Source organism: Ideonella sp. P3_A4 (assembly GCF_056403075.1).
Genome location: NZ_JBFUGE010000001.1, coordinates 75,448 through 90,593 on the forward strand (window position 1 = coordinate 75,448; position 15,146 = coordinate 90,593).

General features: G+C 68.1%; 13 protein-coding genes and 2 pseudogenes. 4 read left to right on the forward strand and 11 right to left on the reverse strand.

The window, feature by feature from the left end; genetic code table 11:
* Positions 1-400: 400 nt before the first annotated feature.
* Positions 401-931 (reverse strand): annotated as a pseudogene (locus AC1DYI_RS00360) (FAD-dependent oxidoreductase); the annotation flags it as partial.
* Positions 932-1,008: 77 nt separating this feature from the next.
* On the opposite strand from AC1DYI_RS00360, the gene AC1DYI_RS00365 reads away from it, so the two are divergent.
* Positions 1,009-2,118, forward strand: coding sequence for a class I SAM-dependent methyltransferase (locus AC1DYI_RS00365; protein WP_477202079.1), 1,110 nt, complete (start codon positions 1,009-1,011; stop codon positions 2,116-2,118).
* Between the two features lie 7 nt (positions 2,119-2,125).
* Here AC1DYI_RS00365 and AC1DYI_RS00370 read toward each other — a convergent pair whose 3' ends face one another.
* The 5 genes from AC1DYI_RS00370 to AC1DYI_RS00390 all read right to left on the reverse strand — a co-directional run bounded on the left by AC1DYI_RS00370 (position 2,126) and on the right by AC1DYI_RS00390 (position 8,279).
* Positions 2,126-3,361, reverse strand: coding sequence for a multifunctional CCA addition/repair protein (locus tag AC1DYI_RS00370; protein WP_477202080.1), 1,236 nt, complete (start codon positions 3,359-3,361; stop codon positions 2,126-2,128).
* The gene (locus AC1DYI_RS00375) at positions 3,358-4,374 is read right to left on the reverse strand and encodes a complex I NDUFA9 subunit family protein (RefSeq protein ID WP_477202081.1); all 1,017 of its coding nucleotides are present in this window, start codon (positions 4,372-4,374) and stop codon (positions 3,358-3,360) included. The genes AC1DYI_RS00370 and AC1DYI_RS00375 overlap by 4 nt, the downstream gene beginning before the upstream one ends.
* 21 nt (positions 4,375-4,395) lie before the next feature.
* Positions 4,396-6,444: a lytic transglycosylase domain-containing protein gene (locus AC1DYI_RS00380; protein WP_477202082.1), complete on the reverse strand. Its 2,049-nt coding sequence runs from the start codon at positions 6,442-6,444 to the stop codon at positions 4,396-4,398.
* Positions 6,445-6,505: 61 nt separating this feature from the next.
* Entirely contained in the window at positions 6,506-7,192 is a 687-nt protein-coding gene (locus AC1DYI_RS00385) for a glutathione S-transferase family protein (RefSeq protein ID WP_477202083.1), read from the reverse strand.
* Between the two features lie 79 nt (positions 7,193-7,271).
* Positions 7,272-8,279, reverse strand: a complete 1,008-nt coding sequence (locus AC1DYI_RS00390) for a LysR family transcriptional regulator (protein WP_477202084.1) — start codon at positions 8,277-8,279, stop codon at positions 7,272-7,274.
* Between the two features lie 107 nt (positions 8,280-8,386).
* On the opposite strand from AC1DYI_RS00390, the gene AC1DYI_RS00395 reads away from it, so the two are divergent.
* Positions 8,387-8,830 carry a DUF2917 domain-containing protein gene (locus AC1DYI_RS00395; RefSeq protein WP_477202085.1) on the forward strand — a complete coding sequence of 148 codons (444 nt, stop codon included), beginning with the start codon at positions 8,387-8,389 and terminating at the stop codon, positions 8,828-8,830.
* Here the strand turns inward: AC1DYI_RS00395 and AC1DYI_RS00400 are convergent.
* Positions 8,815-9,078, reverse strand: a pseudogene (locus tag AC1DYI_RS00400) (TfoX/Sxy family protein); the annotation flags it as partial. The gene AC1DYI_RS00395 and the pseudogene AC1DYI_RS00400 sit on opposite strands and share 16 nt — an antisense overlap.
* Before the next feature lie 582 nt (positions 9,079-9,660).
* On the reverse strand, positions 9,661-10,623 hold the full coding sequence (locus AC1DYI_RS00405) for a porin (protein ID WP_477202086.1): 963 nt from the start codon (positions 10,621-10,623) through the stop codon (positions 9,661-9,663).
* Positions 10,624-10,868: 245 nt separating this feature from the next.
* Between AC1DYI_RS00405 and AC1DYI_RS00410 the strand changes: the two genes are divergently transcribed.
* Positions 10,869-11,462, forward strand: coding sequence for a 5-formyltetrahydrofolate cyclo-ligase (locus AC1DYI_RS00410; protein ID WP_477202087.1), 594 nt, complete (start codon positions 10,869-10,871; stop codon positions 11,460-11,462).
* A gap of 115 nt (positions 11,463-11,577) precedes the next feature.
* Positions 11,578-12,696 (forward strand): hypothetical protein, encoded by a 1,119-nt coding sequence (locus AC1DYI_RS00415; protein WP_477202088.1) that lies wholly within the window; start codon positions 11,578-11,580, stop codon positions 12,694-12,696.
* A gap of 47 nt (positions 12,697-12,743) precedes the next feature.
* Here the strand turns inward: AC1DYI_RS00415 and metF are convergent, their stop codons facing one another.
* The 3 genes from metF to AC1DYI_RS00430 all read right to left on the reverse strand — a co-directional run.
* A complete protein-coding gene (gene metF, locus AC1DYI_RS00420; RefSeq protein ID WP_477202089.1) occupies positions 12,744-13,604 on the reverse strand; it encodes a methylenetetrahydrofolate reductase [NAD(P)H] in 861 nt (286 codons plus the stop codon).
* A gap of 2 nt (positions 13,605-13,606) precedes the next feature.
* A complete protein-coding gene (locus AC1DYI_RS00425) occupies positions 13,607-14,383 on the reverse strand; it encodes a TlyA family RNA methyltransferase (RefSeq protein WP_477202090.1) in 777 nt (258 codons plus the stop codon).
* 109 nt (positions 14,384-14,492) lie between these two features.
* Positions 14,493-15,146: adenosylhomocysteinase (locus tag AC1DYI_RS00430; protein ID WP_477202091.1), on the reverse strand; the 654-nt coding region annotated here is incomplete at its 5' end.

Genomic DNA, 15,146 nt, shown 5'->3' on the forward strand with positions numbered 1-15,146 from the left:
CGCCCGCCGGGTGCAGGAATGCGGCGACCTGCTGGGCCGCGGTCACGCCATCGGCCAGCGCCGTCTGCACACAAGGGTGCCAGCGGCCGCTGGCGTCGCCGGCGACGAACACGCCCAGCGCTTCGGCCGACCGGCCAGGCGCCAAGCGCGGGTGGGGCTGTTCGCTGGCCTGCAGCGCTTCGGCCAGCCAGCCCCAAGGGGCCGGCTCGGGCTCATAGCCGAACAACACGGCGGCGGCGTCGAAGACCTCGCGCCCGAAAGCGGCTGATTCGGCTTCGATCCGGCCGTCGGGCAATGGCCGCAGCGCGGTGGGTAGCGGCGTGTGTGGGCGTTGCTCCAGCGTCGGATACCGGTCCAGTGCGGCCACCAGCGCCGCCTGGCCACGGTAATCGCCTCGCGTCCACAGCGTCACGGTGTGGCCACGGCCGGTCAGGTAGGCGGCGTTCTCCAGCGCGTTGTCGCCGCCGCCCAGCAGCAACACACGGCCGGGTGGCAATGCAGCCCGTTGCGTGGTCAACGATTGCGCGTCCAACACCCCGCCAGCGCTGAAATAGGCCGGTGGCCGGATCGGGCGGACGCCCGTGGCCATCAGCAGCGTGGCGGTGGCGAGGCGCCGCCCATCGGCCAGTTGCACCTGCCAACCTGAAGGTTGGCGCGCCAGTCCGGTCACCGCCTGGCCCAGGTGCCACTGCAGCCCGGCGAGCCTCAATGCATGGGCCGCGAGCTGCTCGCCGACCGCGCGCAAGCTGGTTTGCGGCTGGCCCAGCACCCAGTCCTGCGGGAAGTCCAGCGCGGCCAGCGATGCGCAAGGCGCAGCCGCCTGCTCGACGACCGCCACACGCAAACCCATTTGCGCGGCCCAGGACGCGGCGCTGCAACCGGCCGGGCCGGCGCCGATCACCACACAGTCGAGCAGGGCAGGAGGGTTCATCGCTTGGGGCCGGCCGGTCAGGGCGGCAAAGACAGCGGCGCTGGGTGGCCGGGCAGGGCGCTTCCTACAATCGGGCGATGCAAGCAAGCGAAGCCGGCAGTGTATCGGTGCCCCTGGGCGAACACATCCGTGCGGCCATCGCCGCAGCCGGCGGCTGGCTGCCGTTCGACCGCTACATGGCGCTGGCGCTTTACACGCCCGGCCTGGGCTATTACGCCAATACCCGGCCCAAGCTCGGCCGCATGCCAGCTGACGGCAGCGACTTCGTCACCGCGCCCGAGCTGTCACCGCTGTTCGGTCGCACGCTCGCCGCGCAAGCCGCGCAGGTGCTGGAGATTGCCGAGGCCGACGAGGTGTTCGAGTTCGGCGCCGGCACCGGCGCACTGGCCGAAAGCCTGCTCGATGGCCTGACCGCGTGTGGCCACCCGTTCGCCCGCTACACCATCGTCGAAGTGTCAGCCGACCTGCGCGCACGGCAGCAGGCGCGGCTGGCCCGTTTCGGTGATCGCGTGCAATGGGCCGACCACTGGCCCGAGGCGATGCACGGTGTCGTCTTCGGCAACGAGGTGCTGGACGCGATGCCGGTGCAACTGCTGCACTTTGACGGCGAGCGCTGGCAAGAACGCGGCGTTGCGCTGCAAGACGGCCAGCTGGTGTTCGAAGACCGTGCCAGCGGGCTGCAACCGCCGCATGAAGGCCCGTTCCTGCCCGGCACGGTGACCGAGATCCACCGCCAAGCCGAGGCCTTTGTCACCAGCCTGGCACAGCACCTGAAGCAGGGCGCCGCCTTCTTCATCGACTACGGCTTCCCCGAGGCCGAGTACTACCACCTGCAGCGCCACGGCGGCACCTTGATGTGCCACCGCGCCCACCTGGCCGACACCGATCCGCTGGCCGACCCGGGCGAGAAGGACATCACCGCCCACATCAACTTCACCGGCATCGCGCTGGCCGGCCAGGACGCCGGGCTGGACGTGATCGGCTACACCAGCCAGGCGCGCTTTCTCGTCAACTGCGGCATTGCGCCGCTGCTCGAAGCCGCCGACCTGCGCCAACGCGCGATGGCGCAAAAGCTGATCACCGAGCACGAGATGGGCGAGCTGTTCAAGGTCATCGGCTTCGCGACGCCGGGCCTGGCGTTCGAGCCGATCGGCTTCTCCGAAGGCGACCGGTTGCACCGGCTCTGAAGCCGGCTCAAGCGACGTCGGTTTCGAGCGCCGCGGCCACCGCCCGCACCCGGGCCTGGTGGATGGCCTTGGCGATTTCGTCGCCCTGGGCGCCGCGGGCGATCGCGGTGGCCGCGACCTCGGCCGTCGGCATCGCGGCCGCGGCAGCAAACACCTTGGTCAGCAGCGGTCGGCTGGGGTAGTCGCGCTGCTCCAGGCCGAGCCGGCCGCGGGCATCGAGTTCGCAGGCCAGCAAGGCTTCGGCAAAGCGCTGTGGGCGGCGGAAGGCGTCGCAGCGTTCGAGCAGGCGGGTCAACGCGGCGGGGCGCAGTTCGGTCGCCCGATGGATGTTGGTGTGCTCGCGGGCGACCACGGCGGCCAACTCGGTCGCCTCGGTCGGGGCCTTCAGGCGTGCCGCCAGCTTGCGAGCCAGGTCTTCGCTGCGGCCTTCATGGCCGATGTGGCGCGGCCACTCCTCTTCGGGGGTCGTGCCCTTGCCGAGGTCATTGCAGAGGCACGCGAAACGCACGGTCAGTGGCGCGTCCATGGCCGCGGCCTGGTCGAGCACCATCTCGAGGTGCACGCCGGTGTCGATCTCCGGGTGGTGCGCCTCGGGCTGCGGTACACCGTACAGGCGGTCGACCTCGGGCATCAGCCGCGCCAGCGCACCGCCTTCGCGCAGCACTTGCAGCATGCGGCTGGGCTTTTTCTCCATCAAGCCGGTCGCCACTTCCTGCCAAACTCGCTCGGCCACCAGCGCATCGACCTCGCCCGCGTCGACCATGCGGCGCACCAGCGCCATCGTTTCGGGCGCGACGGTGAAGCCTTCGAAGCGTGCGGCGAAGCGGGCCAGCCGCAGGATGCGAACCGGGTCTTCGGCGAAGGCGTCGCTGACATGGCGCAAGACCTTGGCCTCGAGGTCGCGCGCGCCGCCATGCGGGTCGACCAGCGTGCCGTCTTCGTCACGCGCCATCGCGTTGATCGTCAGGTCGCGCCGCAGCAGGTCGTCTTCCAGCGTGACTGTCGGTTCGGCATGGACGACGAAGCCGCGGTAGCCCGGCGCGGTCTTGCGCTCGGTGCGGGCGAGCGCATGCTCTTCGTGAGTCTCGGGGTGCAGAAAGACCGGGAAGTCCTTGCCGACCGCCTGGTAGCCGGCGGCCAGCATCTCCTCGGGCGTGCTGCCGACGACGACCCAGTCGTGGTCGTTGACCGCGCGGCCCAGCATCGCGTCGCGCACCGCGCCGCCAACGATGTAGCGCTTCACGTGTGCTGGGCGCGCAGCATGTCGAGCCGCGCGCAGCCGGCCACGCCGCCGAGGTAACCAGGCGCCACGCCTTCCAGCGCCGTGGCACGAATGCCGAGCGCGCCCAGGCCTGGCCGCCCGAGAGAGGCCACGCTCGGCACCTGCATTGAATCGAGGTTGTCGCGGCTCATCAGCGGGGTGCCCGGCCACCACTCCATCAACGCTGCTTGCCAGCGCGACAGGGTGTGCGGCAAGGGAATGATTCGGCTCATGTGGCCAGCATAACGCCCCGCTGCACTGACCAGCTCGGCCAATGTCATCGCGTCCGGCCCAGCGCATTCGTAGGTCTGGCCGATGGTCTGTGGGTCGGCCAGACAGCGGGCCAGCGCTTCGGCCACGTCGCCGACCCAGACCGGCTGGAAGTGCGCGTCCGCGGCGGCGAGTGGCAGCACCGGGGTGCGACGCTGCAGTCGGGCGAAGAGGTTGGTCAGCCGGTCTTCGGCGCCGAAGATGACCGACGGCCGTAACATCGTCAGGTCCAACCCTGCGCCGCGCAACGCCGTTTCACCACGGGCCTTGCTGCGCAGGTAGTGCGAGGGCGCGTTGGCGGACGCGCCGAGCGCGCTGACATGCACCACGCGCCGGACACCGGCCTCACGGCAAGCGGCTGCAAGGCGGCGCGGCAACGCCACGTGCACTCGGTCAAAGTCCGCTTCACGGCCATGCAGGATCCCCACCAGGTTGATCACCGCGTCGGCACCTGCGACCAGCTTGGCCAGGTCACCGTCGTCGTGCACGTCGGCCTGCACCACGTCGACCTTCGGCAAATGGCCCAGGCCCAGGGCGTGGGCGCGCTGCCGCGTGGGGATCAGCAGGCGCGGGCCTTCGTCGTGCGAGGGGCGGCACAGCGTTTCGGCCAGCGCCCGGCCGACAAAGCCGCTGCCGCCCAGGACCAGCCAGTAAGCGGCCGCCTCAGGCCCCATCACCGATGGCACATGGGTTGCCTCATCAGACGGTTTCGGTAAATCGTGCATGGCTGAGCACCTCCGTGAGGTTCACGGCAATTCCGAGTCCACTGGTGGCGCACTGGCCGTGCGCGGGCCAATCGGCGCGCCCAGCCGGGCCTTCAGCGAGGTCGGCTTGCCGCTCATCAGGCTCGAGTAGATGGTGGCGTTGGTCAGCACCTTCTTGACGTAGTCGCGCGTCTCGTTGAGTGGGATGTTCTCGGCCCAGATCGCCGGCTCGAGCACCGGGCCCTCGCGCCAGCGCCGCGGCCGGCCGGGGCCGGCGTTGTAGGCCGCGGCGGCCAGTGGCTGCGAGCCGCCCAGGTCGTCGAGCACCAGCTTCAGGTAGGCGGTGCCCAGGCGCAGGTTGGTGTCGCGGTCGGTGATCATGCCGGGCTTGAAGTCCAGGCCGATCTTCTTGGCCGTCCACTTCGCCGTTGCCGGCATGATCTGCATCAGGCCCGACGCGCCGACATGCGAGCGCGCGTCCATGACGAAGCGTGATTCCTGCCGGATCAGGCCGTAGACGTAGGCCGGGTCGAGGTCGATGTCCTTGGCCTTGGCCAGCACGTCGGCRCGCATCGGCTGCGGGAAACGCTGCTCGATGTCGACCTCGGCCTTGGTTCGTTCGCTGGTGTTGATGCAGCGGTCCCAGATCTCGCGTTCGCAGGCCAGTTGTGCGGCGGCCAGCAGTTCGCGGTCGCTCATGCCGATGAGCGAGAAGTTCCACTCGCGCACGCCCTCGCCGCGCAGGCCCATGCCGATGGCGGTCAACGCGCGCTGCAGGCCAGGCACGGCCCGCGCCGCGTTGCGTTCAGTCTCGCTGGGCGGCACGCCGCGAACCGGCAAAGTCTGCGGCGTGCCCAGGTCCTCGGCAGCCAGCATGCCGTAGAAGTGCAGCTGGTCGGCCAGTGATGCCAGCGTCTGCCGCGCTTCGGCGCGGTCCGCGTCACCTGCCTCGCCCGGCTTGGCCAGGGCCTGCTTCGCACGGGCGCCCCAGTACTGCCAGGTCGGGTCGTTGCGTTCGGTGGTGCTCATCGCGTCGATCGCACGCAGCGCCCAGCGCCAACGCTCGGCGCCTTCCCCCTGGCGCAGCGCGGCGCGGGCCAGCCAGCCCAGCGTCTCGTCGCTCCAGTCTGGCTGGTCTTCGATCTTCTTCGGCAGGGTCTTCCACGCCGTACGGACGTACGCCAGCGCTTCGGGCTTCAGGCCCATTGCCGCTTGCTTGGYCACCTGGGCGCGGACCCAGGCTCCGTGCTCGGCGCCGAGGATCTCGCCCCAGCGCTCGTCGAGCATGCGGGCGGCGGTGTCGACGTCGTTGGCCGCCACGCGGGCCAGTGCCAGCGCGGCCAGTTCGGTGCGCAGGTGGCCGATCGCATTCGCCTTGACCGCCAGGTAGCGGGCCGGGTTGTCGAAGATGTCGGCCACCGCCTTTGCCGCCGGCTCGCTCAGCAATGCTGCTGTCTGGCGGGCCAGCTTGATGCGGTTGTGCTCGGTGGCGTGGCGCAGTTTGCGCAGCACGTCGTCCTGGCTGAACAGCTTGGCGTCGACCAGCGTCTGTGCCAGCAGTTGGCAGCCCTCGTCGGGCTCGCGCTGGGCCATCCAGGCGCGGCGGGCGCTGTCGCGCACGTCCTTGCCGGCGAGGTGGTCGATCAGCTGCGCGTAGCAGCTCACCTCGCGGTCGTCGTTCATCTTGAACCGCGGCAAGTCGCGCGAGAAGGTCTCGAAGTCGCGGCGGTGGCCGAGTTCGAGCAGCCAATCGTTGCGCAAGCGGTCTTCGACGTAGCTGCCGGGCCAGCGCAGGTAGAAGGCTTCGACCTCTTCGGTGCGGACCTCCATCAGCCGGTTGGTCAGGTCCCAGTAGTCGACCCAGGGGGCCAGCGGGTGCTTGGCATCGACCACCTGGGCGCGCAGTGCGGCCAGCCGGGCCTTGTCTTTTTTGATGAAGGCGTCGCGGGCGCTGCGGATCGGGTCGTCGCGGTCTTGTGCGAGGGTCGGGGCGGGGGCGAGCAAGGTCGCGAACAGGGCGGCACCACAGAGCGCGGGCCCCATGGCGGTGGCCCGGCGCAACACGGCGCGCGAGAAAGAAAAAAGGGGCATGCGGTCAATGTACCGCAGCCCCCTCGCCCTGCTGTGCGCAGGGCGCCGTGTCGCTGATCGCTCAGCGGCCCTGGCGGTACGGTTCCTCGAAAGCGAGGAAATCCTTTTCGGCCAGTGCGTCGGCCACCCAGGCTTGCACGGCGGCGGTCGCCCACACGCGTTCGGCCCAGGCGGCGGCAGCGGGCGACAGCGGCAAGCCGTAGGTCCGCGTGCGGCTGATCACCGGCACGAAGAAGGCATCGGCCAGGCTGAATTCACCGAACAGGAAGGGGCCGCCGGACGTGGCCAGTGCTTCTTGCCAAGCCGCGGCCAAGCGATCCAGGTCGGCGCGCACACCGGGCTGCTCGGCCAGTACGCGCTGGCCGACCTCGGGCATCGAGGCCTCGATGTTCATGCCGCAGGCGTTGCGCAGCGCGCGAAAGCCGGCGTGCATCTCGGCGCACAGGCTGCGGGCGCGGGCCCGCGCGTGCGGCGCACGCGGCCACAGCGCGTGCTGCGGGTACTTCTCGGCCAGGTACTCGGCGATTGCCAGTGTGTCCCAGACCGAGAAGCCCTCGTCGACCAGCACCGGCACCGTGCCAGCCGGCGACACGCGGGCCAGCGCCTGCTTGAACTGCGAATCTTCGTCGAAGCTGTCGAAGCGCAGCATGACTTCTTCGAAGGGAATGCCGAAGTGGCGCAGCGCCACCCAGGGGCGCATGGACCAGGAGGAGTAGTTCTTGTTGCCGATGTAGAGCTGGAGGGGCATGGAAGATTCGATCCGTTGCAGGAAAACGCGGCCCCCGATGCTAGGCGTTATGCCGGCCTCGCGTGATGCCGTGTTGTCATCACGCTGATGACCCCGGCGCATCAGTCGATGCCTCTTCGCCGATCGCGCGGCGTGTGTCGGCGGCGTGTTGGCGCACGAATTCCAGCAACGCGGTCAGCTCGGGCCGCGGTGGGCGACCCGTGGCGTGGGCGCCTACATGGTCCAGCGCGACCATGAAGTAAGCAAAGGACGAGCGCAACCGCAGCGTCGGGCCGAAGGGCTCGACCAACTCGCCGCGGGCCAGCGCGTCATGCACCATCGGCAGCCAAGCCAGGCCTACACCTTGCCCGGCGACGACGGCCTGGATCTGCTGGTGGTTGAAGTTGACGCTGTACCAGCGCCGCGGGGCGAGATGGCCGAGGCCCTGGGCACCCAACCAGGCGGGCCAGGCCAACGCGTTGGCGCTGGGCGTGTTGTCTTCGACCTCGACCAGCGCATGCTGCGCCAGGTCCGCCGGCTTGGCCAGCGGTGGCACCTCGCCGCGGGCGATCGCGTCGGCCATGCGGGCGCCGACGACCGGCGTCAACACCTCGCCGAACATGCGTTCCGCCCCGGCCGGCGCTCGCTCGGGTTGGCAATGGCGCAACAGCAAATCGAGCTCAGGGTCATCGATGTCGGCCAAGCGGTCGGTGGCGGACAGCCGGATGTCGATGCCCGGGTGCAGGCGCTCGAAGTCGGTCAGYCGCGGCATCAGCCACAGCGTGGCGAACGACGGAAAGGTCGACAGGCTGATCTGCGCTCGCCCTTGCGCGATGCGGATCTGGCGCACCGTGCCGTCGAGCCGCGCCAGCATCGGCTCGACCGCACGCAGCAGGCTTTGGCCGGCGTGGGTCAGCTCGACCCGGCGCGTGCCGCGGCTGAACAGCATGCTGCCCAGCTCTTCTTCGAGGTTCTTGATCTGGCGGCTGATGGCCGGCTGTGTGAGGTGCAAGTCCTCGGCGGCGGCGCTGAAACTGAGTCGTCGAGCGACCGCCTCGAAGGTGCGCAGGAAGTCCAGCGTGAGGGGCCGGGCGCTCGGTTTATTCATAACGTAATCTGATCAATCGAGGCCTTCGAAAGCATTGGTGCTAACCCGTGGTCCCGCGCATGATGCAGTCCATCGGGAAAGCGTTCCCGACTGACAGGAGATTGATGATGAGCACGCATTCCTTCGCTTCCTTGGCCCTGCCCCAGCTGGAACAACCCAGCAGCCTGGCGCTGCCGCAGGCGCGGCGTTGGGTGGCGGGCGACGCGGGTTGGGTCACCGTGCAGGCCGGCCGCGCCTGGCTGACGCGCGATGGCGACCTCGACGACCATGTGCTGAAGACCGGCGAACGGCTGTGGCTGAGCCGTGGTGACGTGCTGACCGCCGAGGCGTGGCAAGCCGACGAGCCGGCGTGGCTGGTCTGGCGGCCCGAGCCGGGTCAGGCCTTCTTGGCGAGCTTGACGGCCTTGGCTGCCGGCGGCTTGGCTCGCGGTGCGCGCGGCTTGGCCGGTAGTTTGCTGGCCCTGGCGCGTAACGCCGAAGCCAGCGCCTGCCGCGCCCAGGGCAGCATCTGCGCCGGCGAATCCATGGCCTCGGCCGGCGCGCTCCAGTAACTCATTGCGACCTTTTTGCCGTCGGCCGTCTGGAACTCAAACGGCCGGCAGCCGGCGGCAATGAAGGCCGGGCGGTTCTCGTCATCGGTCTTCAGGAACAGGTCATCGCCGACGATGATGGCGATGAAGACTTCGTCCACATAAAGGCCGTGGCCGCCGAACATGCGCTTGACGCGCACCGGGCCCAGTGCGCTGAGCAACTCGCTGCACCAGCGCACGGTTTCCTGGGTTTGGGGGCTGACGGGCATGGTAGTCAGTGTAGGAGGGCTTCGTGAGAAGGCCTTCACTGCCACGGTAGTGGCGCAGGGCGACGGCGGTGCCCCCGCTCTGCGGCCCGCTCGCGGGCGACTGGATCTGGTGACCTACGGGCTGCCCATCAATACCGTGGTGCCCTAGACCCGTTGGGGCGACCGCGAATAAGGGCCGCTGAGCGGGGGCACCACCATCACCCTGTGGAACCGACCGCGACTTGGCACGCCGTGCACTGGCACCCGATCGGCAGGGGTCGGGTGCTCGGGGCATATTCAGCGGCTCTTATTCGCGGTCGCCCCCACGCATCCGTCGCCGCCACACCGTGTTGATGGGTAGCCCGCTGCTCACCTCAAACAGTGCCCCGCGAGCGAGCCGCAGAAGATGTCCCGGGCGGCCGGCCCCACGCGCCGACCTCCGCAGTCAGTCTCTCGCAGTTCATCAGTCCGCCCGGACATGAAAAAAGGGGCCACCCGCGAAGGTGGCCCCAACATCTCTAGAGCACGCCGGACGCCGCGTCCCCACGCGGCAGCATGCCCGAGACCTCTGAAAACTCAGTTGTTGATGCTTGGATCGGTCGATCAGAAGTTGTGCTTGATGCCGACGTCGTAACCCGTAGATTTGAAGTTATCGGGGATGTCGTCACGGCCTTCGTGCGTGACGTCAGCATAAATCGTTGTGCGCTTCGACAGGGCGTAGTGATAACCCAGGCTGAACTGGCGGTCGCGGATCACGTCGGTCGTCGAGTTCTTCAGCTCGCCCCAGCTGGCGCGCAGTTCACCTTGGCCGATCGGCGCGGTGGCCGACACGAGGTACGAACGGGCCTTCTGGTCGCTGCCGTCACGGCCGGTGCCGAAGAAGGCGCCTACCTTGACGAAACCGAAGTTGTAGCTGCCGTTGATCGTGGCCCAGTAGTCGTCTTCGTCGGCCGGGTTTTCATAGCCCACGCCCACCACGATCGGGCCGTTGGTCCAGGCGCCACCCAGGCTGTACGGGCGCTTCTCGGCGACACCGCTGACCGGGGTGTTGCCATCGGCCTCGGCGACTTGCGCACCGAAGGTGAAGCCGCTGGCGCTGAAGCGGTAGTTCACGCCGTTGCTGTAGCGGTTCGTGCCGATACGGCCGTTGATGATCGAGCTGTTGGACGCCACGGTGTCGGTGCCCCACGGGTCGGCGACGATCTGGCTGAGGGCGTAGGCCGGGTTGTCTTCGCGGCCCAGCGTCACGCGGCCAAAGCCGCCTTCGAGGCCGACGATCGCCTTGCCGTCCCAAAAGGCGGCCTTGGTCTGGGTGCCGTCATCGGCGTTGAAACGGTGCTCGATCTGGAACACGGCCTTCAGGCCGCCACCCAGGTCTTCGGTGCCGCGAAAGCCCAGGCGGCTGCCCGAACCGTTGCGAACTTCGTTGTTCTTGACCGCATCCGCCTGCTGGGCGACCGACAGGTCGACCCGGCCGTAGACGGTGACGGACGATTGGGCAAAGGCGCTGCCGCTGAACGCAGCGGCCAGGGCCAGGGCAAGGGGAGCCAGGGAGCGGATGGTCATGGGTACTCTTGTCGTCGGAGGGGACACGAGGTCCGGGAAAACCCGACTCTAGGGGGCCAGTGGTACGGCACAAAGATGCATCCGGCGAACAGTCCATTGCAAAAACAGGAATAACCGCGGATGTGGGCGCCACGGTTCTTGCGGATCCGTTTGGAATCAAGGCCTTATGACGTTCGGCTATTGCGCCCCGGGAGGGGCTCCGCACCGGCACAATCCTCCTCTCCGTATCGCCCACGCCACGGACCATGACGCTGCCGTTCAAGCTGAACCTGGAGCCCTCTCGCGACAAAGCCACGCTGCGCAAGCAGCTGCAGGCCGAGCGCATGGCTTTGCTGGACCGCCACAAGCGCGCGGCGCATCTGCAAGAGGTCTTGCAGGTCTGGATGTTGAGCCGCCATGAAAAGACGATCGGCGCCTACTGGCCGATCAAGGGCGAGTTCGACGCGCTGCCCGCGCTGTACCGCTGGAGCGAGGGCCATGACGAGCGCCGCATCGGCCTGCCGGTGATCGACCGCCAGACCAAGCAGCTGCGTTTTCACGTCTGGTACCCGGGCTGCCCGATGGAAGAAGACGCCTACGGCATCCCCAAGCCCAAGGACACCGAGGAGTTCCACCCCGAGCTGCTGCTGGTGCCTTGTGTCGGCTACGGGCCGGGCGGTGTGCGGCTGGGCTATGGCGGCGGCTTCTACGACCGCACCTTGGCGGCGATCACGCCCAAACCGGTGACCGCCGGCCTGGGCTATGCGCATGGCTTCGTGCCGTGGCTCAAAGGTGAACCGCACGACGTGCCGCTGGACGCGTTGCTGACCGAAGAAGGCGTGGCCTGGCAGAAGTCGTGAAGTATTACCGGCGGAGTGTTGGAAGCAGCGCTACTGACTAACTAAGTTAGGTGTGGGCGGCACGCCAAGCAGCGGAAATCATCGGTCGGCCAAAACCTTTGACAGGGACCCGATGATGAAGACCCCCTTCCAGACCTCCATCCAGCTCGCTTGCGCGCTGGCCCTGAGCACCGCCGCCAGCAGCGCGCTCGCCGCAGTGCGCTATGAATGCCAGGCACTGGAGACAGGTCACTATGTCTTTGCCTGGGCCTTGGCGCTCAACTCGGCCGGCGAGGTGGTCGGCTCCAGCGACTTCGGCTCAGGCCCGAGCAGCCGCGATGCGGCCCGTTGGTCAGCCGGCGGGGCCGTCACCCGGCTGGGCAATCTCGGTGAGTTTGGCGCCGCCTCCGACATCAACGACAACGGCGTGATCGTTGGCTACAGCCAGACTGAGAATTTCACCGCCTTTGTGCCGACGACCTGGAACGGCACCATCGCGACGGCCCTGCCATTGCTCGGAGGCGACACGGATGGCGACGCGCACGGCGTCAACAACCGTGGCGCGATCGTCGGCGAATCCAGCAAGATGTTCGGGCACACCCATGCCGTCCTGTGGCGCAACGGCAAGGTGATCGAGCTCGACACGCCGGGTGGCCAGCCGGGGCGGGAGTTGCGCGACAGCATCGCGTATGACATCAACAGCCATGGCGTCGTCGTCGGCAAGAGCGACATCGGGGAAACAGACAACTCCCATGCGGTGTGGTGGGACGCGAACCTGCAGGTCCACGACCTGGGCACACTGCCGGGCGCGGATCGATCAGAAGCCTCCGCCGTCAACGACAAGGGTGTGATCGTCGGCTTCAGCGAGCCCGGCGTCGGGGACATCACCCAACACGCAGTGGTCTGGGAGAACGGTGTGATGCGCGAGCTCGGGACGTTGCCCGGCCACCTGCAGAGCTACGCCACGGCCCTCAACCGGTCGGGTACGGTGGTGGGCCGTGGCAGCCCGGACGCCAACTATGTCAAGTCGCTGGCACTGGTCTGGCCGGGCCTGCACCACAAGCCGCGTGACTTGAACAAGCTGCTGACCAATCGGTGCAAGTCCGGCGCGGGCACCTATGTGCTCACCAACGCCGCGGRCATCAACCGCGACGGCGTCATCGCGGCGACCGGCGACTACGTCGACGGCTCGGGCAACCGCCACTTCGCCGCCTTCAAGCTGGTGCCGGTGCCGGCGAACGCTGCGCGGAAGTGACGCAGCACCAGGGCTCGCACACGGTGTGCGCGCCCTGGCGGTCAGCGTCAAATGCCGTAGCCCAGGCGCTTGCAGACCTCGAGCGTCAGCGGGCTCTGGTTCAGCGTGTAGAAATGGATGCCCGGCACGCCGCCTTCGATCAGGCGTTCGCACAGCCGGGTCACGATGTCCAGGCCGAACGCGCGAATCGAGGCCGCGTCGTCAAGGAAACCTTCCATCTTCAACGCCGCCCAGCGCGGGATCTCGATGCCGTCGCGTGCTGCGAACTGCGCGATGCGCGCGTAGTTGTGGATCGGCATGATGCCCGCCACGATCGGCACGTCGATGCCCATTGCGCGCACCTCGTCGACGAAGTGGAAGTAGGCGTCGGGGTTGAAGAAGAACTGCGTGATCGCCGAGTTCGCGCCGGCGCGCACCTTGTCGGCGAAGAACTGCAGGTCACGCTTGGCATAACGCTGCTGCGGGTGGTATTCGGGGTAGGCGGCGACCTCGATGTGCCAGTCGCTGCCTTGCGTCTCGCGGATGAAGGCGGTCAGCTCGCTGGCGTAGCGGAACTCGCCGGCGGTCGCGGTGCCGCTGGGCAGGTCGCCACGCAGCGCAACCAGGCGGTGGATGCCTTGGGCACGGTAGGTCGCCAGGATCTCGGCGATGTTGGCGCGGGTCGAGCCGACGCAGCTCAAATGCGGTGCGGCTTCGTGGCCAAGGGCGGCGATGTCGCGCACGGTCGACAAGGTCTTCTCGCGCGTCGAGCCGCCGGCGCCATAGGTGACGCTGAAGAACTCGGGGTCGACGACGGCCAGGTCCTGCACCACGGTCTTCAGCTTCTCGCTGCCGACGGGGGTGTTGGGCGGGAAGAACTCGAAGCTGATCGGCACGCGCTTCGAGACGGGGCGGGAGGTGTCGGTCATGGTCAGGTCGGTTCGGGGGTGGAGGCGGCCAATCGGGCCTCGATGAAGAACTCGCGGTTGCCGTCGCCGCCGGTGGTCGGGCTGTTGCGCCAAGCCACCACCTGCAAGCCGATGCGGCCGCAGGCCTTGCGCAGCCGGGCCTCGACGTGGCCGTAGGCCGAAGCGTCCTTGACGAGGCCCTTCTTGCCGATGTCGACCGGTTGCAGTTCGAACTGCGGCTTGACCAGCATCAGCAGCGTGCCGGTCTGCGCCAGCAAGAGGGTCAGCGCCGGCAGCACCAGTGTCAGCGAGATGAACGACAGGTCGCCGGTGATGAAGTCGAAGCCGGCTGCTGGCATCGCGACGCCGACCTGCTCGCGGGTCAGCGAGCGGGCATTGACGCCTTCCAGTGCCGTGACGCGAGGATCGGCCGCCAGCCGCGGGTGCAGCTGACCATGGCCGACGTCGACACCCACCACGTGCGCTGCGCCGGCGGCCAGCAGCACGTCGGTGAAGCCACCGGTGCTTTGGCCGACGTCGAGCGCCACCGCGTCTTTCAACTGCAAACCACTGTCACGCAACACGCCTTCAAGCTTCAAGCCGCCGCGTGACGCCCAGCGCAGCTCGGAGTCGTCGGTCAGCTCGATCTCGCAGCCCTCGGGCAACTCATCGCCGGCCTTCTTCGGCACCTTCCATCCATTGGGGCCGAGCCAGCGCACGGCGCCGCGTTCGATCAGCCGCTGGGCGGCCGACCGGCTGGGCGCAAGGCCTTGGGCAACAAGGAGTTGATCTGCACGCATCTGTCTATCGCGCTATGGCGTCATCAAGCGGCTGCCGCGGATCCGGCTTTGCCGGTCCGCTGGCAGCGCCTCCTTGAGGGGGAGGCGCCGCAGGCGCTTCGGGGGTGGGTCAGTACCTGTAGGTGTCGGGCTTGTACGGGCCGTTCTTGCTCACGCCGATGTATGCGGCCTGCTCTTCGCTCAGCTCGGTCAGCTTGGCGTTGAGCTTCTTCAGCTGCAGGCGGGCGACCTTCTCGTCCAGGTGCTTGGGCAGCACGTAGACCTTGCCGACTTCATAGGCATCGGGCTTGGTGAACAGCTCGATCTGGGCAATGGTCTGGTTCGCGAACGAGCTCGACATCACGTAGCTCGGATGGCCCGTGCCGCAACCCAGGTTCACCAGGCGGCCCTTGGCCAGCATGATGATGCGCTTGCCGTCCGGGAAGATCACGTGATCGACCTGCGGCTTGATCTCTTCCCACTGGTACTTCTCGAGCGACGCGATGTCGATCTCGTTGTCGAAGTGACCGATGTTGCAGACGATCGCCTGGTCCTTCATCTTGGCCATGTGATCGTGCGTGATCACGTTCTTGTTGCCGGTGGCGGTGACGAAGATGTCGGCCTGCGAGCAGGCGTCGTCCATCGTCACGACACGGTAGCCTTCCATCGCGGCCTGCAGGGCGTTGATCGGGTCGATCTCGGTCACCCAGACCTGGGCCGACAGGGCACGCAGCGCCTGTGCCGAGCCCTTGCCCACGTCGCCATAACCGGCCACCAGGGCGAC